Annotated in this window: 17 protein-coding genes and 1 pseudogene; 6 read left to right on the top strand and 12 right to left on the bottom strand. The window is 71.5% G+C overall.

Annotated features, from left to right (window positions below; all coding sequences use genetic code 11):
- From ACFYTE_RS35945 to ACFYTE_RS35935, 3 genes are all read right to left on the bottom strand, one after another.
- A partial coding sequence (locus ACFYTE_RS35945; RefSeq protein ID WP_388719692.1) for an AMP-binding protein occupies positions 1–805 on the bottom strand: 805 nt, incomplete at its 3' end.
- 25 nt (positions 806–830) lie between these two features.
- Positions 831–1,814, bottom strand: a complete 984-nt coding sequence (locus ACFYTE_RS35940; RefSeq protein WP_388719689.1) for an aldo/keto reductase — start codon at positions 1,812–1,814, stop codon at positions 831–833.
- A gap of 64 nt (positions 1,815–1,878) precedes the next feature.
- Positions 1,879–5,169: a thioester reductase domain-containing protein gene (locus ACFYTE_RS35935; RefSeq protein ID WP_388719686.1), complete on the bottom strand. Its 3,291-nt coding sequence runs from the start codon at positions 5,167–5,169 to the stop codon at positions 1,879–1,881.
- Between the two features lie 139 nt (positions 5,170–5,308).
- Here ACFYTE_RS35935 and ACFYTE_RS35930 point away from each other — a divergent pair, with 139 nt between their 5' ends.
- Together ACFYTE_RS35930 and menC are read left to right on the top strand one after the other, a co-directional pair.
- Positions 5,309–6,160, top strand: coding sequence for a hypothetical protein (locus ACFYTE_RS35930; RefSeq protein WP_388719683.1), 852 nt, complete (start codon positions 5,309–5,311; stop codon positions 6,158–6,160).
- Positions 6,157–7,266 (top strand): o-succinylbenzoate synthase, encoded by a 1,110-nt coding sequence (menC, locus tag ACFYTE_RS35925; protein ID WP_388719680.1) that lies wholly within the window; start codon positions 6,157–6,159, stop codon positions 7,264–7,266. Before ACFYTE_RS35930 ends, menC begins: the two co-directional genes overlap by 4 nt.
- An 80-nt stretch (positions 7,267–7,346) precedes the next feature.
- On the opposite strand, the gene ACFYTE_RS35920 is transcribed toward menC, so the two are convergent.
- Positions 7,347–9,587 (bottom strand): thiamine pyrophosphate-dependent enzyme, encoded by a 2,241-nt coding sequence (locus ACFYTE_RS35920; protein WP_388719677.1) that lies wholly within the window; start codon positions 9,585–9,587, stop codon positions 7,347–7,349.
- Positions 9,588–9,752: 165 nt separating this feature from the next.
- Here ACFYTE_RS35920 and ACFYTE_RS35915 point away from each other — a divergent pair, with 165 nt between their 5' ends.
- Together ACFYTE_RS35915 and ACFYTE_RS35910 are read left to right on the top strand one after the other, a co-directional pair.
- Complete coding sequence (locus ACFYTE_RS35915) at positions 9,753–10,679, top strand: LysR family transcriptional regulator (protein ID WP_388719674.1); 927 nt, start codon at positions 9,753–9,755, stop codon at positions 10,677–10,679.
- Between the two features lie 97 nt (positions 10,680–10,776).
- A complete protein-coding gene (locus ACFYTE_RS35910) occupies positions 10,777–11,922 on the top strand; it encodes a Glu/Leu/Phe/Val dehydrogenase (RefSeq protein ID WP_388719671.1) in 1,146 nt (381 codons plus the stop codon).
- A 102-nt stretch (positions 11,923–12,024) separates the two neighbouring features.
- On the opposite strand, the pseudogene ACFYTE_RS35905 reads toward ACFYTE_RS35910, so the two are convergent.
- From ACFYTE_RS35905 to ACFYTE_RS35870, 8 genes and pseudogenes are all read right to left on the bottom strand, one after another.
- Positions 12,025–12,297 (bottom strand): annotated as a pseudogene (locus ACFYTE_RS35905) (DUF885 family protein); the annotation flags it as partial.
- Positions 12,298–12,350: 53 nt separating this feature from the next.
- On the bottom strand, positions 12,351–12,911 hold the full coding sequence (locus tag ACFYTE_RS35900; protein ID WP_388719706.1) for a DUF885 family protein: 561 nt from the start codon (positions 12,909–12,911) through the stop codon (positions 12,351–12,353).
- 232 nt (positions 12,912–13,143) lie between these two features.
- Complete coding sequence (locus ACFYTE_RS35895) at positions 13,144–15,054, bottom strand: dipeptide ABC transporter ATP-binding protein (RefSeq protein ID WP_388719668.1); 1,911 nt, start codon at positions 15,052–15,054, stop codon at positions 13,144–13,146.
- Complete coding sequence (locus ACFYTE_RS35890; RefSeq protein ID WP_388719665.1) at positions 15,051–15,941, bottom strand: ABC transporter permease; 891 nt, start codon at positions 15,939–15,941, stop codon at positions 15,051–15,053. Before ACFYTE_RS35890 ends, ACFYTE_RS35895 begins: the two co-directional genes overlap by 4 nt.
- A complete protein-coding gene (locus ACFYTE_RS35885; RefSeq protein WP_388719663.1) occupies positions 15,938–16,972 on the bottom strand; it encodes an ABC transporter permease in 1,035 nt (344 codons plus the stop codon). Before ACFYTE_RS35885 ends, ACFYTE_RS35890 begins: the two co-directional genes overlap by 4 nt.
- The gene (locus ACFYTE_RS35880) at positions 16,972–18,558 is read right to left on the bottom strand and encodes an ABC transporter substrate-binding protein (RefSeq protein ID WP_388719660.1); all 1,587 of its coding nucleotides are present in this window, start codon (positions 18,556–18,558) and stop codon (positions 16,972–16,974) included. The genes ACFYTE_RS35885 and ACFYTE_RS35880 overlap by 1 nt, the downstream gene beginning before the upstream one ends.
- A 64-nt stretch (positions 18,559–18,622) precedes the next feature.
- On the bottom strand, positions 18,623–19,978 hold the full coding sequence (locus tag ACFYTE_RS35875) for a serine hydrolase domain-containing protein (protein ID WP_388719657.1): 1,356 nt from the start codon (positions 19,976–19,978) through the stop codon (positions 18,623–18,625).
- Entirely contained in the window at positions 19,978–20,952 is a 975-nt protein-coding gene (locus ACFYTE_RS35870) for a dipeptidase (protein WP_388719653.1), read from the bottom strand. The genes ACFYTE_RS35875 and ACFYTE_RS35870 overlap by 1 nt, the downstream gene beginning before the upstream one ends.
- Positions 20,953–21,038: 86 nt before the next feature.
- On the opposite strand from ACFYTE_RS35870, the gene ACFYTE_RS35865 reads away from it, so the two are divergent.
- Together ACFYTE_RS35865 and ACFYTE_RS35860 are read left to right on the top strand one after the other, a co-directional pair.
- Positions 21,039–21,998, top strand: a complete 960-nt coding sequence (locus ACFYTE_RS35865) for a N(4)-(beta-N-acetylglucosaminyl)-L-asparaginase (RefSeq protein WP_388719650.1) — start codon at positions 21,039–21,041, stop codon at positions 21,996–21,998.
- Positions 21,995–22,819, top strand: a complete 825-nt coding sequence (locus tag ACFYTE_RS35860; RefSeq protein WP_388719647.1) for a M55 family metallopeptidase — start codon at positions 21,995–21,997, stop codon at positions 22,817–22,819. Before ACFYTE_RS35865 ends, ACFYTE_RS35860 begins: the two co-directional genes overlap by 4 nt.
- The last annotated feature ends 52 nt before the right edge of the window (positions 22,820–22,871 follow it).

Genomic DNA, 22,871 nt, shown 5'->3' with positions numbered 1-22,871 from the left:
AGCGGCGCACCGCGTCGGGCCGCGCGGTCTCGCCACCGATGATCACGCACCGCACGCAGGCCGGCACGGCGGTCTCACCCCGGTCAAGGGCCGCGACCAGCTCGTGCCAGTACGCGGTCGGCAGGTCCAGCACGGTGATGCCCAGCGCGTCGCAGCGGGCGAAGAACAGGTCGGGCCTGCTGATCATGTCGTCGTCGCGCAGCACCAACGTGGCGCCCCGCAGCAGCGGACAGAAGATCTCCTCGACGCTGGTGTCGAAGCTCATCGAGGCGAACTGCAGCAGCCGGTCGCCCTCGCCGATGGCGAACCGGTCCGCGAAGACCCGGGTGAAGTCGTGCAACTGCCGACGTCCGACCAGGACGCCCTTCGGACGACCCGTCGAACCCGAGGTGAAGATGACATACGCGGGATCGCGCTGCGGACGGCTGCCGTCCAGCGGCAGCACACCGTCGGCCGTGACCAGGGCGCGGGGCCGCGTCTCCTCGATCATCATGGCCAGGCGCGCCGGGGGGTAGGCCGGGTCCAGCGGTACGTAACCGGCTCCGGCCCGCAGCACCGCGAGCATCGCCACGACGGCGTCCCGGCCCCGCGGCAGGCGGATCCCGACGAGGTCGCCCGGCCGCACGCCGGCGTCGGCCAGCCGGTCTGACGTCTCGGTCACCAGAGCGAAGAGCGTCTCGTAGTCCAGCTCACCGGCTGTGTCGGCCAGCGCCACCGCGCGCGGCGTCCGGGCGGCCTGGGCGGCCAGGGACGACCAGACGTCGCTGTCCACCGCGGGACGGGACGCCTCGTGGGTGTGGATCACCTGGATCACCTCAAGTTCTCGGATCTCACATCGACCAGTGCGTCGGGCGCCGGTCCCAGCGATGGGCGCGCAGCGCTTCGAGCAGGTCCGCGGGCAGGGGCTCCGACCCGGACACGCTCATGTTCGAGCGCACATGGGCGGGGCGGCGCATGCCCGGGATGACCACGGACACGGCGGGGTGGTGCAGCACGAACCGCAGTGCCAGCTCCGGCAGCGTTCGGCCGTCCGGGACGAGAGCGCGCAGCGCGTCGACGCGTTCGACGGTGGGCGGCAGGTTCTCCGGTCCGAAGTAGACGGCCCGCCAGTCCTCGGGCGGAAACGTGGTGTCGGCGCTCAGGGTTCCGGTCAGGGACCCTTCGTCGAAGGGCACCCGGGCGATGATCGCGACGTTTTCCTCGACTGCGCGGGGAAACAGTTCGTCCTCCGGCGCCTGGTCGAAGACGTTGTAGATGACCTGGACGGCGTCGACCAGTCCGGTGTCGAGCGCGGCGAAGCAGTTCGTCGGCTCCCAGCGGTTCACGCTGATCCCGAACCCGTCGATCAGGCCCTCCTCCTTCAGCCGGGTCACGACCCGCTGCCAGGCCGGATCGGCCGCCCACCGGTCCTCCCAGACGTGGAACTGCAGCAAATCGATCCGGTCGACGTTGAGGTTGTCCAGACTGCGGCGCGTGTACTCAAGGACATGCCGGGCCGGGAAGACGTCCTCCAGGGTGTCCTGCGGGCCCGGCGGCCAGGCCCGGTTGAGCGGCGGGACCTTGGTGGCCAGCCGCAGACCGGCGTCCGGATGACGGCCTCGCAAGTCGCCGAGCAGGCTCTCGGACTTGCCGCGGCCGTAGACCCAGGCCGTGTCGAAGAACGTGCATCCCATGCCGACGGCGAGGTCGAGGGCGTCCGGCGCGATGTCGTAGTCCCATCCGGTGAATCCGCCGGGTCCACCGCCGATCCCCCACATGCCGTACCCGACCTCGCCGACCTCCCAGCCCAGCCGCCCCAGGGTGCGCCGCCTCATCGGCGTCCGAGGCGCTTCGGCCGGGGCCGGTGGCGGGTTCGATGTCGCGGTCGCTCGGTGCTGGTCATGCACGGGCTGGCTCCTTGGGGCGGGTGTTCGACGCGGTGAACAGCGCGGGGTTGTCCTGGAGGAGGTTTTCGAGCACGTCACGCAGGCCGGCCTCGGTGTCGGCGAGTTCGCCGGCCCGGTGCTCGACGACGGCGAGCAGCGTGCCCAGTTCGACATCGCCGGCCGCCGCGGCCGTACGCAGCTCGGAGAGGAAACGCAGGCAGGAGACCCGCTCGGCTTGCGCGCCGGCCAGATCGCCGAAGTGCACGCTGCCGGGACTGAACAGGTGCAGGGCACGCCCTCGCACCGCGGGATCCTGTACGGCGTCGACGATGGCCTGTGCGACGGTGTCGACCGGGCTGCAGTCCGACCGGATCGCCGCCCGCGGCACCGACCCCAGCCGCTCGAAGGCGGTGAGCAGCAGATGGGTCAGGGCGTTCGGGTTGGGCACGGCGACGTCACGGGAGGGCATCAGCTCGCCCAGGCGCAGCACGGTCACGGGCAGGTCGGCGGCGGCGTGCAGGAGCCGCTCGGCCACCCACTTCGACAGGCTGTAGCCGCTCGACGGCGGTGTCACACCGGTGACATCGATGTCGGCGGGCACCGGCCGGCCACTGGCCATCGCGTGCTCGTACAGGACCCCGAGGGTCGACACGTAGTGCAGCGGGATGCCGCCGGCCTCCCGGGCGAAGCGGATCATCTCCGCGGTGCCCAGGACATTGGGCTCGCGGTGCATGCGGTAGTCGTACAGGAGGTTGACCAGCGCCCCGCCGTGGACGACCAGGCCGCAGGCCTCGGCGAGAGACCGCCATTGGACGGACGTCAGCCCGAACCCGGGCCGGGCCAGGTCCCCGGTGACCACGACCGTCCGCACCTCGTGCTCGGGGCGCGCCAGTTGCTGCGCCGACAGAGCGGACCGCAGGCGGTGCCGTGCGTCGGAGTCGTCGCGGCCCCGCACGAGGCAGTACACCGTCAGGTCGGTGCGCTCCAGCAGTTCGTACAGGAGCCGGGTGCCCAGGAAGCCGGTGGCGCCGGTGAGCAGTACCGCACGCGCCGCCCGGCCGCTGTCCCGGTGGCCGTGCCGGGGTTCCGGTGCGGCCATGAGGGCGGCGAGGTCGGTGGCGACCAGTTCGGCCGGGGTCGGCACGGCGCTGCGCCCGCGGCGAGCGATCAGCCTGCGCAGGCCGTTCGCCGTGGGATGGTCCACCATGTCCCGGACGCCGAGGTCCACCGTGAACCGGTCGCTCAGCTCGACGGCGGCCGTGATCGCCTGGAGGGAGTTGCCGCCCGCGGCGAAGAAGTCCTCGTCGGCGGAGAAGTCCGGGCGTCCCAGGGCGGTCCTCAGGACGGTCAGCAGGGGATCGGCGTCGGTGGTGGGGGGCTGAGGGGCGGGCCCCTCGGCACGGGCCGCCAGGCGCCGCCGGTCGATCTTGCCCCCGTCGGTCAGCGGCATCTCGTCGACGACCACCACGCGCCGGGGTGTGCTGCCGCGCGGCAGCCGTTCGCGCAGGTGGGCCAGTACGCACTCGGCGCTCGCCGTCCCGGTGACGACGAGCACCAGCTCCCGGCCCGCGGCGGATCCGACGACCAGCGCGACCGCCTGACGGACCCCCTCACAGGCCATGGAAACGGTCTCGACCTCGCCCGGCTCGACCCGTACTCCGCCGATCTTGATCTGGTGGTCGATGCGCCCGCCGAAGTGGAACCGGCCTTCGGTGTCGACGTGCCCCAGGTCGCCGGTGCGGTACGTCCGCCCGAACCACTCGGAGCTGAAGAACCGCTCCGCGGTGCGGTGCGGCTGGCCGTGGTAGCCGGCGCCGACGCAGGCACCGCCGATGAGGATCTCGCCCGTCGCCCCCGGCGGCACGGGCCGGCCGTCGACGTCGACGACGACCGCGAAGCAGTTGTCGATCGGCCGTCCCAGGGGAATGGTGTCGCCGTCGTCGGCGCCCACCTCGTGGAAGATCATGCCGATCGAGGCCTCGGAGGGCCCGTAGGCGTTGCTGACCCGCAGACCCGGCAGCAGTTCCCGCAGAAGGTGCACGTCCTGAGGGTTGATCTGCTCGCCGCCTATCACGAGGTGCCGCAGCGAGCGCAGCCGCTCGATCGTCGCCGGACGGCGTCTCAGGAGGGTCAGCAGGGCGCTCAGCACGGCCGGGACGAAGTCGGTCACCGTCACGGCGTGGGTCTCGATGAGATCGATGGTGTGCTGCAGGTCGAGATGCTCGCCGGCGGTGGGCACCACCGTCGCGCCACCCGTCGTCAGCGGCCAGAAGATCTGCCAGAACGCCGAGTCGTACGTGTGCCGGGTGTTCTGCAGTACCACTTCGCCGCTCGGCGGCGAGTCGAACCAGCGGTTCATGAACGCGAGCCGGTTCACCAGGCCGCCGTGCAGGTTCACCGCGCACGAGGGGACGCCGGTCGTGCCGGAGGTGTACACCCCGTAGACGACGTCGTGCGCCGCCGGGTCGGGCAGGTCTTCGCTCGTCGGCTGCCCGATGCCCGCCGTGACCTCCACCTGGACCGCCCGGGAGCGATGGCCGGGGGGAACGGCGGCGGGGTCGGCGCACAGCACCGGTCCGTCCAGCGCGTCGAGGACGTGCTCGATCCGGCTGGAGGGCCAGCGGGGGTCGACGGGCACATAGCCGATCCCGGCGAACACGGCGGCGGCCCAGGACACCGGCAGCGCGAGACCGTCCGCCACGAGGACGGGCAGCAGGCCGTCCGCACGCGGCACCATGGCGCGCAGCCGCGCGGCCAGGGCGGTGGTGTGGGCGAGGAACTGCCGGTAGGTCAGGGTTCCGTCGGCGGCGTGCACCGCGACGGCGTCGGGATGCTCCAGGGCGGCGGACCGGATCTGTTCCGGGATGCTGCGGTAGGGGCCGTGGTCCGCAACGGTTCCCGCGAGCGGACCGAGCACCGCCGACTTCGTGGCCTCGGACAGCGCGGATGCCTCACGGAGGTCGAGCGCCGGATTCGCCAGGATCGAGGAGAGCAGTTCGGTGTGCATTTCGGTGACGGCCGACGCGGCGCGTTCCCAGGGGTCACCGGGAGGGCACTGTAAGCGCACGGACGGACGGCCGAGAGGGTCCACCCGCACGTGGGCGACGGGGCCGGTGGCGCCGTCCGACACGTCTTGCGTGTGGATGGCGACTGTCGTCGCGTCCGTCGCGGCCGGGGACAGGCCGAGATCCCGGTCCAGCCGTCGGGCGACTTCCGCCAGTGTCCGCAGCGCGGCGTCCGCGAGAGGGACCTCGGACGGGTCGAGTACGACCTGATGTCGCCGGGTCCCTCGGTTGAGGTTCATGACGCCCAATCAAGTGAAGCCGGGAGACGAAACATTGACCAAAGGTTGACGGTTTCTTGAAGTTGCCCTGAATGATGATCGCAAACCCTCCGCGGCGCCCCCGCCGGGCCGATGATGGTGAGTCGTGGACACAGGTGCAGTGGCAGACAGGGCACGGGCGAGCGCGACGCGAGCGGCCCGCAGGTCGGGCGTACGGATGCGGGCGCTGGGTTCGACGGAGCGCAGCCGAGCCTGCGAGCGGCTTCTCAGCGAGGTGTGGCAGACCGGTCCGGGCCACCCGCCGCTCGCCGCCGACGTCGTGAAGGCGATGGCCGACGCGGGAAGCCACGTGATGGGCGCGTTCGACGCGACCGCGGGCGGCGGCGAGCTTCTCGGCGCCTGCGTAGGCCTGTGGGGGCCGCCCGGACACCCCGCGATGCACAGCCACATCGCGGGCGTCCACGCCGCCGCTCGCGGACGTGACGTCGGCTTCGCGCTCAAACTCGACCAGCGGGCACACGCCCTGGAGAAGGGCGTCGAACGGATCACCTGGACCTTCGACCCGCTCGTCGCCCGCAACGCCCACTTCAACATACGCAAACTCGGCGGCACCGCCAGCGAGTACCTCACCGACTACTACGGTCCGCTGTCCGACGGCCTGAACCGCGCCGACGCGTCGGACCGGCTCATGCTGCGCTGGGACCTGACCGCCGAGCGCGTCCGGGCCGCGTGCGAGGAGAACGCCGGTCCCGGACCCGCCGCGCCGCCCGCGAAGGCCCTGCTGGCCATCGACGGCGACCGCCCGGTCGCCCGGCGCGCAGGGGGAGAACGGGTCCTGGTAGCCGTACCACCCGACATCGGTCTGCTCCGCATGCAGAAACCCTCCCTCGCACGGGACTGGCGCCTGGCTGTCCGCGACGCCCTCGGCACCCTGCTGGCCGACGGCGCCCGACTCGTCGACTTCGACCGAGCGGCCTGCGGCTACGTCCTCGCCCGGGGTGAGGGACGATGAGGATCGAGCGCGTGTCGCTGCACCGCGTCTCCCTGCCGCTGGTCGCCCCGTTCCGCACGTCCCTGGGCACCGAGTACGAGCGCTCGGCACTGCTGGTGCGGGTGACCGCGTCGGACGCCGAGGGCTGGGGGGAGTGCGTCGCAGGCGCCGACGCCAGCTACTCCCCGGAGTACGTGGAGGGCGCCGAAGATGTCCTCCTGCGCCATCTGGTGCCGCCGCTGATGTCCACCGAGGACGTCACCGCTGCTGCCGTCGGACCGCTGCTCGCCGGGGTCAAGGGCCACCGGATGGCGAAGGCCGCCCTGGAGACGGCGGTCCTGGACGCCGAACTGCGCTCCCACGGGATGTCGTTCGCGGCCGGCCTGGGCGCCGTCACCGACCGTGTGCCGAGCGGCGTGTCGGTCGGCATCATGGACTCGGTGCCGGAACTGCTCGACGCCGTCGCGGGCTATCTGGACCAGGGCTACGTGCGGATCAAGCTCAAGATCGAACCGGGCTGGGACGTCGCACCGGTACGCGCCGTCCGGGAGCGCTTCGGCGACTCCACACTGCTCCAAGTCGACGCGAACGCCGCCTACACGCGGGCCGACGCACGGCACCTCGCCGGCCTCGACGCCTTCGACCTGCTGCTGATCGAGCAACCACTCGACGAGGAGGACCTCCTCGGGCACGCCGCCCTGGCCCGCAACCTGCGCACCCCCGTCTGTCTCGACGAGTCGATCGTCTCGGCCCGGTCCACCGCCGACGCCATCGCACTCGGCGCGTGCGGCATCGTCAACATCAAACCCGGCCGCGTCGGCGGCTACCTTGAGGCCCGCCGCATCCACGACGTCTGCGCCGCGGCCGGCGTACCGGTGTGGTGCGGCGGAATGCTTGAGACGGGCCTCGGCCGCGCCGGAAACACCGCGCTGGCGGCGCTTCCCAACTTCACGCTGCCCGGGGACATCTCCGCCTCCGACCGGTACTACACGACCGACATCACCGAGCCCTTCGTCCTGCGCGACGGACACCTGACGGTCCCGGCCGGCCCCGGCATCGGTGTCGCGCCGATCCCGTCGGTGCTGGCCGAGGTCACCACGGCGGTGCGGGAGGTACGCCGAGACTGACGGCCATCACCTCGTGGATCCCGGCCACATCGCGGGGGCGGGGTGCGGGGGCGGGCGGTCTTCACGGGTCTCCTCTGGGGTCAGGGTGCGGGGTGCCGGGCCAGGGCGGTGGCCGCGGTGACGATGTCGTCCTCGGACAGCAGGACGTGGTCGGCGGCGGGGCCGAGCGGGATGTAGCTGTCGCTGCCGGTGACGCGGGCGATCCGGCCGGGGTAGCCGCGGTCGAGGAGCGCGGCGACGACCTGTTCCGCGACGCCGCCGCTGCGGCGGGTCTCGTCGACCACGAGGACCCGGGTGTGCTCTGCGGCGGCGGTGAGCAGGTCGTCCTCGGGGAGCGGCGAGAGCCACTGGAGGTCCAGGACGGCGCAGTCGACGCCCTGTCCGGCGAGCGTGGCCGCGGCCCGCCGGCTCATCCGTACGCCGTTCCCGAAGGTCACCAGCAGCAGGTCCCGGCCGTCGCGCACCCGTCGTGCGCGTCCCAGGGCGCACGCGTCGTCGGTCTCCCAGGCCGTGGGGGCGGGGTAGGGCGCCAGCCAGGCCGCGTCGCCGTCGAACAGGTCGCGCTGGTGGTACAGCGCAATCGGTTCGAGGAACACACAGACCCGGCCCTCGGTGCGGGCGAGTGCCAGACAGTGCCGGAGCAGTCCTCCGGCAAAGGCGGGGTGGCTGGGTACGGCGAGGACAAGTCCGGGGATGTCCCGGAGGACGGCAAGCGAGTTGTCGTTGTGGAAGTGGCCGCCGAAGCCCTTCTGGTAGGCGAGGCCCGCGACCCGGACGACCATGCCGTTCTCGTACTGTCCGGCGGAGAAGAACCGCAGGCTGGCCGCCTCGCCGCGGAGTTGGTCCTCGGCATTGTGGAGATACGCGAGGTACTGGATCTCGGGGACGGGGAGGAATCCGGCGAGCGCGGAGCCGAGGGCCATGCCCAGGACGGTCTGCTCGTCGAGGAGGGTGTCGAAGACGCGGTCCGGGCCGAACGTCTTCCGCAGGCCGCGGGTGACGCCGTAGACCCCGCCCTTGCGCCCGACATCCTCGCCGAAGACCAGGGTTTCCGGGAAGGCCGCCATCGCGTCCTTGAGGGTCGCGTTGATGATCTGCGCGAGTGTCTGCGGGGGCTCCTGCTCGGGGAGCCGGGCGCGGAAGACGTCCGCCCGGCCGGGCGCGGCCCGCAGTGAGACGCGACGGACCTCCTCCGGGGCGGTCCGGGTGAGGGGGGCGGTCACCGCCGAGGCGGAGGCGAGGTGGTCGCGGGGGATGCGGGCGGCGGTGTCCGCGACCACGGCGCGTACCGTCTCGTACCGGTCGAGGACGTCCGCCGGGCTCATCACGCCCAGGCCGGTAAGGGTGCGCGCGGTCGCGAGGAGGGGGTCCTTGGCGTACTCGGCCTGGATCTCACGGCGGGACCGGTAGGCGATCTCGGCGTCGGAACCGGCGTGGCCCATGAGCCGGACCGTCTTCAGATGGAGCACCGCCGGGCGGCGTTCGGTCCGGACGACGGCCGCCGCCTCATGGGCCGTGCGCAGCAGACGGCGGGGGTCGGTGCCCGAGCCATGGAAGTAGTCGACGCCGGGGATGCTGCGGAGCAGGTTCTCCACCCAGCCGGCCGGGCTCTTGGTGCTGATGCCGAGTCCGTTGTCCTCGCAGACGAACAGGATCGGCAGGGGAATCCGGCGGTGGGCGCAGTACGCGGCGGCGTTGAGGGCGCCGAGGGCGGTGGAGTGGTTCGCGGAGGCGTCACCGAAGCTGCTGATCACGACGGCGTCGGCGGGCCACGGGGAGACGGTCGTGTGCCGGGCGCCGCTGTCGAGGGCGTAGGCGAGGCCGAAGGCCCGGGGCAGGTGGGACGCGATGGTGGAGGTCTGCGGGATCACGTTGAGCGGGACGCTGCCGAAGACCTTGTGCCGGCCGCCCGAGATGGGGTCGCTGGTCGAGGACATGGCGCCGCTGAGGATGTCCTGGGCGGCGGCGGTGCCGGGGACCTGGCCCGCGCGTGCGGTGTAGAAGCCGCCGGAACGATAGTGCAGGAGCGCGGGGTCGGTGGGGCGCAGGGCGAGGGCGACCGCCGCGTTCGACTCGTGGCCGGACGAGCCGATGGTGTAGAAGGCCTCGCCGCGGGCCTGGAGCGCGCGGCAGGCGAAGTCGATGTGCCGGCTGAGGAGTTGGGCCTCGAAACAGGCCAGCAGTTCCTGGCGCTCCCGGGGTGAGAGGACTCCCCGGCTTCCCGCTGGGCCGGGGTCCTGGACCGGGCCGCCGGGGTCGCGCCCGGCCCCGGCGCCGGTCTCGCGCATCCGACGCACGAAGTGCTCGTCGATGGTCTCCACGTCCATCCTCCTTGGCTGCCCGCCCATTCTGTGGCGCGGCACCCGGCCGTGACGACCGTCCGAAGCCGCGGGCTCATGGGCCAAGCACCAGCGATGCTTGCTCTCACTCGTTCGGCGGGGCGATGATCGGTGGGTCGTGTGGCACCGGCGGAGAGGACCCGGACCGTGATCAACCCGGTGCATCTGCGGACCCTGGGCGCCGTTGTGCGGACCGGTTCGTTCGCCACCGCGGCGAAGGAGCTGGGATACACCTCGTCGGCGGTGTCCCAGCAGATGTCGGCGCTGGAACGGGACGTGCGGATGCGGCTGTTCGACCGGCACGCGCGGTCCGTCCGGCCGACCCCGGCGGCCGAACTCCTGGTGCGGCGCGCGGCCAGGGCCCTGGCCCTGCTCGACGGTCTGGAGGCCGACGTCCGGTCGATGGCCGAGGGGCGGCTGGGGCATCTGCGGATCGGGAGCTTTCCTACCGCGAGCGAGTATCTGCTGCCGACCGCCATCGCCGAGATCGCCCGCCGGCTCCCCGAGGTGTCCATAGAACTGGAGGAGGGCGAGCCCGACCGGCTGCTCCCCCTGGTGTCCGACCGGGTGCTCGACCTCGCGCTGGTGTACGCGTACGACACCGTGCCCCGGGCCTGGCCCCGGGAGGTGCGGCGGACCACCGTGTTCAGTGAGGACCTGGTGCTGATGGTGCCGGAAGATCACCGTCTGTCCGGATCGGCCGCGCTGGGCGATCTGCGGGAGGAGTCCTGGATCTCGACGACCGTGGGCACGGGCGGGTCGGCCTGTCTGCACCGGCTGTGCGGCGCCGAGGGGTTCGTGCCCAAGGTCGACTTCCGTACCAACGACTACGACGTCGTCCGCAGCCTCGTCGGGGCCGGGCTCGGGGTGGCCCTGGTGCCACGGCTCGGTGCCCAGCCCGGTCCGGGGACCCGGGCGGTCCGGCTGCGTGACTGCACGGCGCGACGCCAGGTGATCGCGGTCCGGCGGCGCGTCGATCCGAGTCCCGCTGTGGAGCTGGCGCTGAGCACGATCGTGGGGGTGGCCCGGCAGCGGATGCCGGAGCCCGGTCCGGATGAGGGCAAGTTCTGCTGAGTCTCGGCGAACCGACTGTCGTTCTCCGGGGCCTGCCGTCCGCCGTGTACGTCACGCAGGCTGGGAGCCATTGATCCGACGGAAGGACGGCGGACCCGTGGCCCGAGACACCCTGGAGCTGATGGACGAGTGGGGGCCGGAGAAGGTGGTCTGTGTGTCCGACCGCCGGTCCGGTATGCGCGGCGTCCTGGTCATCGACAACACCGCCCGCGGCATGGGCAAGGGCGGCACCCGTATGAGCCCGGCCCTCGACGTGGAGGAGGTCGCGCGGCTGGCCCGGACGATGACCTGGAAGTGGGCCGCGTGCGACCTGTTCCACGGCGGTGCCAAGGCGGGGATCCTCGGCGATCCGGCGGCGCCCGGCAAGGAGGGCGTCCTGCGCGCCTTCGCCCGCGCCCTGGCGAACGAGGTGCCCGGTGAGTACGTCTTCGGTCTTGACATGGGGCTGAGCGAGGAGGACGCGGCGGTCTTCGTGGACGAACTCGGCGACCGCGGTGTGGCCGTGGGTCTGCCCGCGAGCTTGGGCGGGCTGCCGTACGACCGGCTCGGCCTGACCGGGTTCGGGGTCGCGGAGGCCACGGACTCGGCGGCCCGGGAGCTGGATCTGCCACTGCGCCGGGCTCGCGTGGCGGTCCAGGGGTTCGGTGCCGTCGGCCAGGCCGTGGCCGAACGCCTGGTGGCGCTGGGGGCCGTGGTCGTCGCGGTGTCCACCGCCCGGGGTTCCGTGACCGACCCCGACGGCCTGGACGTCGCGCGTCTCGTGGCCGCCCGGGAAGAGTACGGCGAGGACTGCGTCCTGCACTGCGGCGGCGGCACGGGCGCGGAGGCCGCCCTGACCGCCGACTGCGACATCCTGGTCCCGGCGGCCCGGGAGGACCTCATCGGCGAGGAGGTGGCCGCGCGGACGACGGCCCGGCTGGTGGTGGAGGCCGCGAACCTGCCGACCACCCCGGCTGCGAAACGGGTCCTGTTCGAGCGCGGGGTCATGGTCGTACCGGACTTCATCGCCAACGCCGGCGGGATCGTGGCCGCGGCGCACTCCATGGAGGCCCGCCGCTCCCCGTTCACCGTCGACCCGGGCACGGTCCGGGAGATGGTCTCGGAGCGGATGCGGGCCAACACCGCCCAGGTCGTCCGGGAGAGCCTGACCCGGGCCCTGGCGCCCCACGACACGGCCAGGGCCCTGGCCGAGGAGCGGGTCCGCGCCGCGATGCGGGCGCGCGGCCAGTGCCCGGACCACTGACGGCCCCTCATGGGAGCAGCCCTGTGCGAAGGGAGTCCATGCCGACGTCGCCGAGCGCCAGGGCCTCCCGGTGGAAGGTCCGCAGATCGCCCCTCCCGCGGCCGTGCAGTCGTCCCGCAGCCCCTCCCCCAGGCGCTGCCCGACCTTGTACGAGGCGGCCTGGGCGGGCCGGCCGAGGCAGCGGGTGGCCTCCAGGCGGACGAAGGCGTCGCTCATGGTGACGTGGTCGGCCAGGAAGGTGAAGGCGTCCGCGCCGGTCCGGGTGCCTGTGCCGTCCGGCTTGGGTTTTCGCAGGTGGACGCCGAGGTCGATGACGACGCGAGTCGCGCGCAGGCGCTGTGCGTCCAGCATGCCGAGCCGGTCGCGGTGGTGCATCGCGGCGCCGCACTGCACATGATGGCCCGGCACGCCCTCGTGGTGGACCGTGGTCATCGCGCGCCATGGGGAGAACACGGTGTCGCCCTCGGGGACGCTCGGGCGTCGAGGAGGGCGGCGGCCTCCTCGACCGAGGCGCCCGGCTTGATCTCTCGGGCGGTCTTGTTCCGGCGCCGTGCGGGCCAGTTCCTCGCGGTCCCACGCGTAGGTGTCGTCCGGGGCGGTGCCCGCTCCGAAGAACCTGCGGGCGGCAACCCGGTGGTGCCCCTGCCAACGCCGTGGTGCCGGGGTGCGTGGGGTGCGAGGTCGCGGACAGGGAAGGCCGCGAGGTCCGCGTACGCCCCGGCCGTGGCCTGGGCGCCGGAGGCGAGGTCGGACCACAGGGCCGGCGGGACGCGGCCGGAAGCGGGGGCGGCGAGCCGGGTGAAGTAGCCGTCCGCCGCGCCGACTTCGGCGGCCTGAGCGGCTACGTCACGGACCTGGCGCAGTGCGGGGGTGTTGCGTGCTGCGATGCCCGCCCGGAGGGACCGGCGGTGGCCGGCCATCGCTTCCGGGAGGTGGTGCAGGCGTCGTGCGACGCGGTGCCAGTCCTTCGTCCAGGGTGCCGAAGAGATCCGTGCGGGTGACGGCGTCCACCGCGTCGGCCGGTGCCGCCACGCGGAGCCGGGCCGGCAGGGAGCGCGCCGCGTCGGCGGTCTCGTCGGCGCCTTTCGGGGAGCGGTCGTTGAACCCGGGGTCCGGGTCCGGGCGGCGGAGGGCGACCCGGAGTTCCGGTTCCGGACGGAGCAGCGTGGCGAGCCGTTCTTCGGCTAGTGCGTCGATGGCGGCGGGACCCGTGTGGCGGGTTCAGTCATCGTGCCGCCCGGTGCTTTCGAGCCATGCCGATTCGGCCCGGGGCGCCGAGGCGAGGAGTCGGGTCGTGTACGGGGCCTGCGGGGCGTCGATGACCTGCGCGGTGGCGCCGGATTCGACCACCCGGCCCCGGTGCATGACGTACAGACGTTCCGTCACCTGCCGGACCACGGCCAGGTCGTGGGTGATGAAGAGGTAGCCGAGGTCGTGCTCGTCGCGCAGCCGGGCCAGGAGGTTGAGGATCTGAGCCTGCACGGACACGTCGAGGGCGGACACGGACTCGTCGCAGATGAGGATCTTGGGACGGGCCGCGAGGGCGCGGGCGATCGCAACCCGCTGCCGCATGCCGCCGGACAGGGCCGCGGGCCGCTTCTGGGCGTACGCGGGGGCCAGTCCCACCTCGTCCAGCAGCCGTTCGACTTCCGCGCCGACGTTCTTGGCGTCCGACCGGTGGGTGGTGATGGCCTCGGCGAGGGCCCAGCCGACGGACCGCATGGGGTTGAGGCTGGAGTACGGGTCCTGGAACACGATCTGGACGGTCCGGCGGATCTGCCGCAGTTCGGACCGGCTCAGCCGGCCCCAGTCGGTGACCGGGATGCCGTCGATGGTGATCGTGCCCGTGCTGGGCTTCTCCAGGCCGACCACGACCCGGGCGAGGGTGGACTTGCCGGATCCGGACTCGCCGACGATACCGACGCTCTCGTGCTGCGCCACCGTGATCGAGACGTCCTCCAGTGCGTGGACCGGCCCTCCCACGGCGCCCGTGAACACCTTGGACACTCCGGCGACGGACAGCACCGGCTCCTTCTTCGGGGTGTCGTCGCAGAAGGGGAGGTCCTGGCCGGCCCGTTCCCGCAGACGCGTCATCTCGGTACGGGCCGCCGTCAGGCGGGCGCAGGCCGACCAGCGGCCGGGGGCGATCTCCAGCAGGGGCGGGGTGCCGTCCCGGCAGGCGTCGGTCGCCCACGGGCATCGGGAGACGAACACACAGCTTCCGGCGACTTCGTCCGGTGCGGGGACCGAGCCCGGGATGGACACCATCTCACCGACGCGCCGGTCCACCGGGGGTTCGGCGAGCAGCAGGGCGTTCGTGTACGGGTGCATCGGTTCGGCGTCGAGGAGAGCGGCGGGGGCGCTCTCCACGACCGAGCCCGCGTAGAGGACGTGCAGCCGGTCGCACATGGCGAAGGCGACGCGAAGGTCGTGGGTGATGAGGATCAGGGCCATGCCGCGGTCGGCCTGGATGCGTTTGATCAGGGACAGGATCTCGCGCTGAGTGGTGACGTCCAGTGCCGTGGTGGGTTCGTCGGCGATCAGGATGCGCGGGTCGCTGGCGAGCGCGGCGGCGATGCCCACACGCTGCCGCATGCCGCCGGACATCTGGAAGGGGTAGCGGTCGACGACGGTGGCGTCGTCGATCCCGACCTCGCGCAGACGGCGGACGGACTCCTCACGGAGGGCCCGGCGGCCGGACACCCCGCCGTGGCGGCGCAGCGAAGCGCCGATGATGTCGCCGCAGGTCGCGATCGGGTTGAGCATCGTGAACGGGTCCTGCATGATCATGCCGATCTCGGTGCCGCGTACGGTCCTGCGCCAGGCGCGCTCGGACAGCCCCAGCAGGTCGCGGTCGCCGTAGCGCACCTCGCCGGTGGCCGTCAGGCCCCGGGGCAGGAGTCCCAGTACGGCCCGCATCGTGATCGACTTGCCGCTGCCGGACTCGCCGACGACGCCGACGGTCTCGCCGGCGCCGACCTCCAGGCCGACGCCGTTGACGACGGTCCGGGGGCCGTCGGGGCCCTGCCGCTCGACCCGGAGGCCGCTGACCGACAGGAGCGGCTGACGGGTGTTCTGGACCGTGGTTCTCATGGCCGTCCCCTCGCTGTGCCTCTCGTCGTGCTGCGTCATGCCGCGCCTCCCCGGGCGGAGAGCCGTTCGTAGATGCCGTCCCCGGCCAGGTTCATCGCGGCGGCGATGACGACGATCATCGCGCCGGGCACGAGCGCGGCGAGCGGCTGCGTGAAGAGAAGGGCCTGGTTCTCGGCGAGCATGAGGCCCCAGTCCGGTGTGCCCGGCGGGACCCCGAGTCCGAGGAACGACATGGCGGCGAGGACACCGACCGAACCGGCGAACACCAGGAAGGCGTTGGCGACCGACACCGGCAGGACGTTGGGCCAGATGTGCCGCAGGACGATCCGCCGGTCCGGCACGCCGAGCACCTTGGCGGACTCGACGTACGGGCGGGGCACCTGTTCCAGGGTCGCCCCGCGGACCACGCGGGTGTCGAACGGGGCGGTGAGGACGACGAGGATGGCGACCGTGGTCCAGTACCCGGCGCCGAGGGAGCCCGCGAGGACGATCAGCACCAGCAGGCTCGGGATGGACCACATGACGTCGACCCAGCGCATGACGATTCCGTCGATCCGTCCGCCGCGGTAACCGGCCCACAGGCCCAGGAGGTTGCCGAGCAGGAAGGAACCCGCGGCGATGACCAGGGGGCCGACAAAGGCGGACCGGGCTCCGGCGACGATCCGGGAGAGGGTGTCGCGGCCCAGGACGTCGGTGCCCAGCCAGTGCTGGGCGGAGGGCCCGTCCGCGATGCGGGAGAGGTTCTGGGTGTCGGGGTCGTGAGGGGCCACGGCTGTTCCGGCGAGGGCCAGGAAGGCGACGACGCCGATGACGGCGAGCGACAGCCCCACGACCGACCAGCGCGTCAGGTGCTGTCGTCGCTTCCCGACGCTCTCGTTGTCCCGGGGCCGGGTGGCGCGGGTGTCCCGCTCGTACGACGTGGTCATGACCGGCCTCCCAGGCGGACCCGCGGGTCCGCCAACGTGTAGACGATGTCAGTCAGCAGAGCGGTGAGCATGATGGCCGCGGCCGTCAGCAGGGAGACGGCCTGGATCACCGGCAGATCCTGTGCCGTGGCCGACTTGACGAGCAGTTGGCCGATGCCCTGGACGGAGAAGGTCACTTCGACGAGGACCGCGCCGATGACCAGGCCCGACAGGATGAAGCCGCTCATGGTGATCACCGGGATCAGGGCGTTGCGCAGCGCGTGGCCGAACAGGACCTGCCGCAGGGACAGTCCGCGGGCACGGGCGAACACGATGAAGTCCTGGTCGAGCACGCCGATCATGGCCGTCCGGGTGTGCTTGACGACGTAGGCGCAACTGGTGAGGGCGAGGGTCAGGGCAGGCAGGGTGAGATGCCACACCCGGTCGAGGAATCCCTCACCGGCGCCGAAGGCGGGGAACCAGTTCATGCGGACGGCGAACGCGTAGAGCAGGGCCGTACCCAGCACGAAGGTGGGGGTGGACAGGGCCACGACGGTGCCCGCGACGGTGGAGTGGTCGAGGGCGCTGCGGTGCCGGACCGCGGAGAGCACACCGAGCCCGATGCCCAGGGTCATGGTCAGGACGAAGGCGTACAGCCCGAGGAACAGGGAGGTGGGCAGCCGGGAGGACAGCTCCGTCGAGACGGGCAGCGAGGACTGGATGGAGGTGCCGAAGCGGAGTTGTGCGGCGTCGCTCGCCCAGGCCCAGTACTGCTGGAGGAACGGCTCGTCGAGGTGGTACTGCCGGTTCAGGGCCGCGACGGTCTCGGGGTTGCGGGGTGTGGTGCCCAGCAGGATGTCGACGGGGTTGCCGGGGGCGAGGTGGAGCAGGGAGAAGACGACGAACGACACGACGACCAGCAGGAGCGCGATGACGGCGAGTCTGCGCAGGATCATGCCGAGGAGGGTCAGTTCGAGCCGGCTGCTCCGTACGGTGCCGGGGCCCGTCTTCTTGGGGGCGGTTGGGGTTTCGTCCAGGGCGGGAAGTGTCATCAGGCGGCCCTCAGATCCAGTGCCCAGGGGCCGTTGTTGCGCCAGGAGGCGGTGTACGCGGGCCACGTGAAGTCGGTGGACAGCGCGTAGGTGCTCTCCAGGAAGAACAGCGGTACGAAGGGCACTTGTGCGGCGTACTCCTTCAGCAGCTCCGTGTAGTGGGTCAGCCGTTTCGCGGGATCGGAGGTGGCGAAGGCGTCGGCGATGAGCCGGTCGGAGGATGTGCTGCCGTAGTTCGTGGAGTTGAAGTTGCCGGGGGTGGCATTGGCGCTGCCCAGGGCGTAGTTGAAGGCTTCACCCGGGTCGGAAGAGACCGCGCCGAGGATGGAGAAGGCCGAGTGGATCTTCTTCCGGTCGCTGTTGGTGGCTTCGGCGATGTCCATCTCGGGCGAGTTCACCTTGAGCTTCGCGCGGATGCCGATCTTCTTCAACTGGGCGACGATGGCCTGGCCGACGGTGCTGGCGTACTGCCCGTAGTTCGCCACGGCGATGGTCACGTCCACACCCCGCGGATACGCGGACTTCGCCATCTCGGCCTTGGCCTTGTCGAGGTCGTAGTCGTACGTGGGCACGGAGTCGATGGCGCCCTCGACCTGCTGCGGTGTTCCGAGGGGCTGAAGGAGGCTGGGGCCGAGGAGGGTGCCGGCGGGTTCGGCGTAGCCGCCGTACGCGTTGATGAGGGCCTTCTTGTCGAGGGCGTGGGCGACGGCCCGGCGGAGGTGGACGTCGTTCCAGGGGGCCACGAGGACGTTCATGCCGAACTGTCCCTGATCGCCGGCACCGGGGGCGGTGCTGAGCTTTATCCCGGCGGTCGAGGCGAAGGAGCGGCTGTCCGACGGGAAGGCGAGGTCGACGGCCTTGGCGCGGAAGGCGAACGCCTGGCTGGTCTCGCTGTCGAAGAAGGTGAAGGAGATCTTCTTGATCTGCACCTTCTCGCCCCAGTAGCGGGGGTTGGCCTCCAGTTCGGCGCCGGTCGTCGGGTTGAAGTCGGTGAGTTTCCACGGTCCGGTCCCGACGACTCCGGTGCCCGGCTGTCCGAAGGTGTCCTTGTTCTTCTGGTAGAAGCTCTTGCTGAAGATTCCCAGCGAACTGCGGGCCAGGACGCCTTCCCAGGCCGCGTTGGGCTTGGTGAGGGTGACCGTCACCGTGTAGCGGCCGGTGGCGGTGATGCTCTTGAGGGTGCTGGGGAAGTTGTAGGCGTTGGTGGAGCCTTCGCTGCGGTAGTGGTTCAGGGAGAAGGCGACCTCCTCGGCGGTCAGTTCGTTGCCGTCGGTGAAGGTGACCCCCTTGCGCAACGTGTAGACGTAGGTGGTGGGGTCGGGGGTGGACCAGGACTCGGCGAGCCACGGCCGTAGCTTCCCGGTCTTGGTCCTGGCCAGCAGCGGTTCCATGACGAGTCCGCCGACCCCGCTGCCGTATCCGGAGTTGTTCTTGTTGTAGTCCAGTGTGGAGACGGGCGTGGAGGCGACCCGCAGCTCCGATATGACCCCTGCGGTGACACGGCTGCCGGTGTAGGGCGAGCACCCGACGGCCATGACGGCGATGATCGCCGTCAGGATGACTGCGACCGTGGTTCTGTTGGCCATGGCGTTGTCCTCATGATCTCCGGATGTGCACGACATGGGATGGTGGGTTCCGGGACGGCGGTGGTCACCGAAGGGCGGCGCGGTGGGCGAAGCGCAGCCACCGGATGTCGCCGCGGGCGTCCGTCAGCAGGGTCGCGGTGGTCTGCCGGCGCTGCCCCGGAGAGATGAGCAGGGTGCGGTCGGTCAGGGGCTGGACGGGGGATGTCCTTACCCCCTGGACGGTCGGAGGGTCCGCGTTCTCCAGCCACTCCCCGAGGACGGAGCTGTCCAGGACGAGCCCGTCGCCCTCGCGGCGGAGCACGTACCGGTCGAGGCGGGTCTCGTACGTACCGGTCCAGGCGTCCGTGTCGATCTCCGGTACGGCCTCGGCCTCGGGGGGCTTCTCGCGCACCCCGAAGTAGGTTCGGGCGATCCAGTCCACAATGCGCCGGGCGGTGACCGCGCCGCCGGTTCCGTTGGTGAGGACCGCGACGGCCAGTTCACGGGCCGGCATCATCGCGAACAGCGCGGGCTGGCCGTTCGCCCCACCACCGTGGTGGACGATCCGGTCGGGGCCGTCGCCGTCGATCCACCAGCCGAGGCCGATCTCGGGGGTGTCCTCGGCCGGTCCCGCAGCGCGCTGCGCCGCCAGGCGCAAGGGGTCGCCGAGGATTTGACCGCCGTACAACTGGAACTGGGCGTACCGCATCAGGTCCTCCGCGCCGGCCACCACCCCGCCCACGGGGTTGGCGCTGCGGGGCATGGCCCAGGGCCGGGCGAGCACGGTGCGGCCCTCGTGCCGGGTGTGGCCGACGGCGAAGCTGCGGTGCAGGACGTCTTCGGCGAAGAAGCAGGCGCTGGTCATGCCGAGGGGACCGAACAGTTCCCGTGCGACGGCGTTCTCGTACGTGGTGCCGTGCAGGGTCTCGATGATGCGGCCCAGGGGGTAGAAGGCCGCGTTGTTGTACGACCACATGCGTCCGCGGGGGGTGACCTGGCGCAGGGCGGCCATGTTGCGGACGGTCGAGGCGAGGGCGTCGTCGCCCCGGCCGGAGAAGTCGAAGAAGTCGCCCTCCCAGCCACAGCTGTGGGTCATGCACTCACGGACGGTGGCCTGCGCCGAGGCGGTGTCGTCGGCGACCGCGAATGCGGGAAGGTGGGCGCGGACCGGGTCGTCCAGGTCCAGGGCCCCGCGCTCGACGAGTTGCAGGAGCGCGGTCACGGTGAAGGTCTTCGAGATGGACCCGATCTGGAACAGTGTCTCGCCGTCGACCGGCCGAGGGTGCGGGACGCTGGTCACGCCGATACCGGTGGTCGCCGTGCGTCCGGCGTGGAGGACGCCGAGCGCCAGTCCGGGTACGTCGTCGGTGCGCATCTCCTCGCGTGCGTACGTCAGCAGCGCCGGGTCGAGGGCGCCTCCGGGCAGGATCGGTCCGCTCATCAGGACCACATCCGCTCGAAGAGGCGCATCCAGTTCTCGCCGAGGACACCGCGGATCTCGGTCTCGGAGTAGCCGCGTTCGTCCATGCGGTCGGCGAGGGCGCCGATGGTCCGGGGGGTGGTGATGCCGGCTGGGTAGTTCCACGGCGGGGGCGGATAGTTCTCCGGGGACCAGGCACCGGAGTCGATCATCTCCTGGTACTCGGCGGTGGTGATCGTGCAGTAGTCGAGGCCCAGGCCGACGTGTCCGCTGCCGACCAGTGAGTCGATGTGCACGATGTGGTCGATGAACTGGTCCAGTGTCGGCGCGGGGTCCGGGGAGACGAAGGCGGGGAATCCGTTCATGCCGAGGACGCCGCCGGACGCGGCGATGCCCCGGATGATCTCGTCGGGCAGATTGCGCCGGTGGGCCTTCACCGCGTGGGCGTTGGAGTGCGAGGCGACGCAGGGCGCGGTGGACGCCTCCAGGGCCTCCGCGCAGGTACGCCACCCGGTGTGCGCGAAGTCGACCAGGATCCCCGTCCGGTTCATCTCGGCGATCATCCGGCGCCCGAGGATGCTCAGACCGGCGTCCGAGGGTTCCTCGCACCCGTCACACAGGGGATTGCGCCGGTTGTACGCCAGCCCCATCATGCGGACCCCGAGCCGCTGGTACACCTCGACGAGGTCGGGTTCGTAGTCCAGGGCGCGGGTGGACTGGAAGTGCAGGAGCACGCCGAGCCGGCCGCTGCGGTGCGCCTCGCGGATGTCCTGTGCCGACTGGACCTGCGTCAGTCGGGGGTCGTTCCGGATCATGCGGTAGGCGGCGCCCAGCGCGGCGACCGCGCCGCCCGGAGTGCCGCCGCCCACACTCAGCGCGCAGGCGGAGAATCCGCCGTCCATCCAGTCCGCGTAGCCCGGGACCCACAGGTCGGGCGGGCAGGTCGCGTCGATGATCAACGCGTCTCTCCAGCCGGGCGGCCCTTGATTACTCATGCGGCTAAGGTGTAATACCTTACCTGGAGGGTGTCAAGAGATCTCTCAGGAGGTGTGAGAGACGACGACCATATGAAGGAGACGGCATGTCACCTCGTTCCGCTTCCCCCGTGGTGATCGGCAGCGAGCGCAGCGAAGTGGGTCTGCCCGCCGCCATGGCGATCCTGGCGGACGGTGGTTCGGCCCTGGACGCTGTCGAGGAGAGCCTGCGCCGGTGCGAGGACAATCTGGCCGACCACTACGTCGGCACGGGCGGTCTGCCCAACGCCCGGGGTGTGGTCGAGCTGGACGCCTCGGTGATGGTCGGGTCCACCCGGCGTTTCGCCGGGGTGGGGGCGGTCAAGGACTTCGCCCATCCGATCTCGATCGCCCGCGCGGTGCTGGAGCGTCTGCCGCAGCACAGCCTGCTGGTGGGCGACGGCGCCGAACTGTTCGCGGAGGAGAACGGCTTCACCCGGAGTGATCTGCTGACGGAGGAGTCGAAGGCACTGTGGCGCAGTGCGCTGGAGCCGTCGCCGGAGTCCGTGGAGGGCGAGAACACCCGCGCCAGGGCGGGCGACCAGCACTACCGGAAGACGGCAAGGGAGCTGGTCGAGTGCTTCGCCCCGCATCCGGGTCCCTGGGGGACGATCAACATCATCGCTCTCGACTCCACGGGAGAATTGGTGGTCGGCGTCTCCACGAGCGGATACCCGTGGAAGTACCCGGGCCGGGTGGGCGACTCGGCGCTGCCGGGATCCGGGAACTATGCCGATGCGCGCCACGGCGGGGCGGCCTGCACCGGCCGGGGCGAGCTGAGCATGCGGGCCGTCGGCGCCCACAGCATCGTCGCGTCCCTGCGCGCCGGGCTCGGCCCCGCCGAAGCCTGCCTCGACATGCTCAAGGACGCCGCAACACTCCCCGACGAGTTCCGCGCCGAACTGCGGTGCCTGGCGCTGGCCCCCGACGGCCGGCACGGCGCCGCCGCCGGAATGGAGGGGTCCGTCTACGCGGTGATGACCACGTCGTCCACCGAGCCGGAGCTGCACCCCCGGAGCGTGCTGTGAAGGTCTTCATCTCGTCCGACATGGAAGGCACGGCCGGGCTGGTGGACTGGGAGCAGTGCTCGCGGAACGGCTCGCAGTACGTCCACGCCGTCGAGCTGCTGACCGCCGAGATCAACGCGGCCATCGAGGGCGCGATCGACGCGGGAGCCACGGAATTCCTGGTCAACGACTCGCACTCGGTGATGACCAACCTCCGGCCGGACGCCCTCGCCGGACGGGCCCGGTACCTTTCGGGCCGGTACAAGCCGATGTACATGATGGAGGGTCTGGACGACAGCTTCGACGCCGTCTTCCTCGTCTCGTACCACGGGTCGGCGAGCAGCCACGCGTCCGCGCTGTCGCACACCTACTACTCCCCCGCCGTCGCCGAGGTCCGGATCAATGACGTCGTGGCCGGTGAGTCGGGGGTCAACGCGCTGGTGGCGGGGGCGTACGGCGTGCCTGTCTCGCTGGTCACCGGTGACCAGGTGACGGCGGAGGAGACACGGCGTTTCTGTCCGGGGGTGCAGGCCGCCGTGGTGAAGCGTTCGGTCAGCCGGTACGCCGCCGACTCACTGCACCCGTCGGTCGCCACCGAACTGATCCATGACCGGGCGAGAACCGCGATCGAACGGCTGGACCGCACCCCGGCACCGGAGTTCGCCAGCCCCACGGAACTCACGGTCACGTTCCGCTCCAGCGACTACCTCGAACTGGCCTGCCGCATCCACGGCGTCCGTCCCGCGACCGGCCTGTCCGCGCGGATCACCGCACCGGACACGCTGGAGCTGTACCGCCGGTTCGTCACCGTGGTCTTCCTGTGCCGGAGCCTGCCGGGATGAGCAGGACGACCACGACGGCCCTGACCCCGATCCCCGCAACAGAAGGTGACTG

The sequence above is a fragment of the Streptomyces sp. NPDC004629 genome (genome assembly GCF_042873595.1).
Taxonomy (GTDB): domain Bacteria; phylum Actinomycetota; class Actinomycetes; order Streptomycetales; family Streptomycetaceae; genus Streptomyces.
Note: the sequence above shows the minus strand (reverse complement) of the source record. Positions and strands in the feature narration are given on the sequence as shown.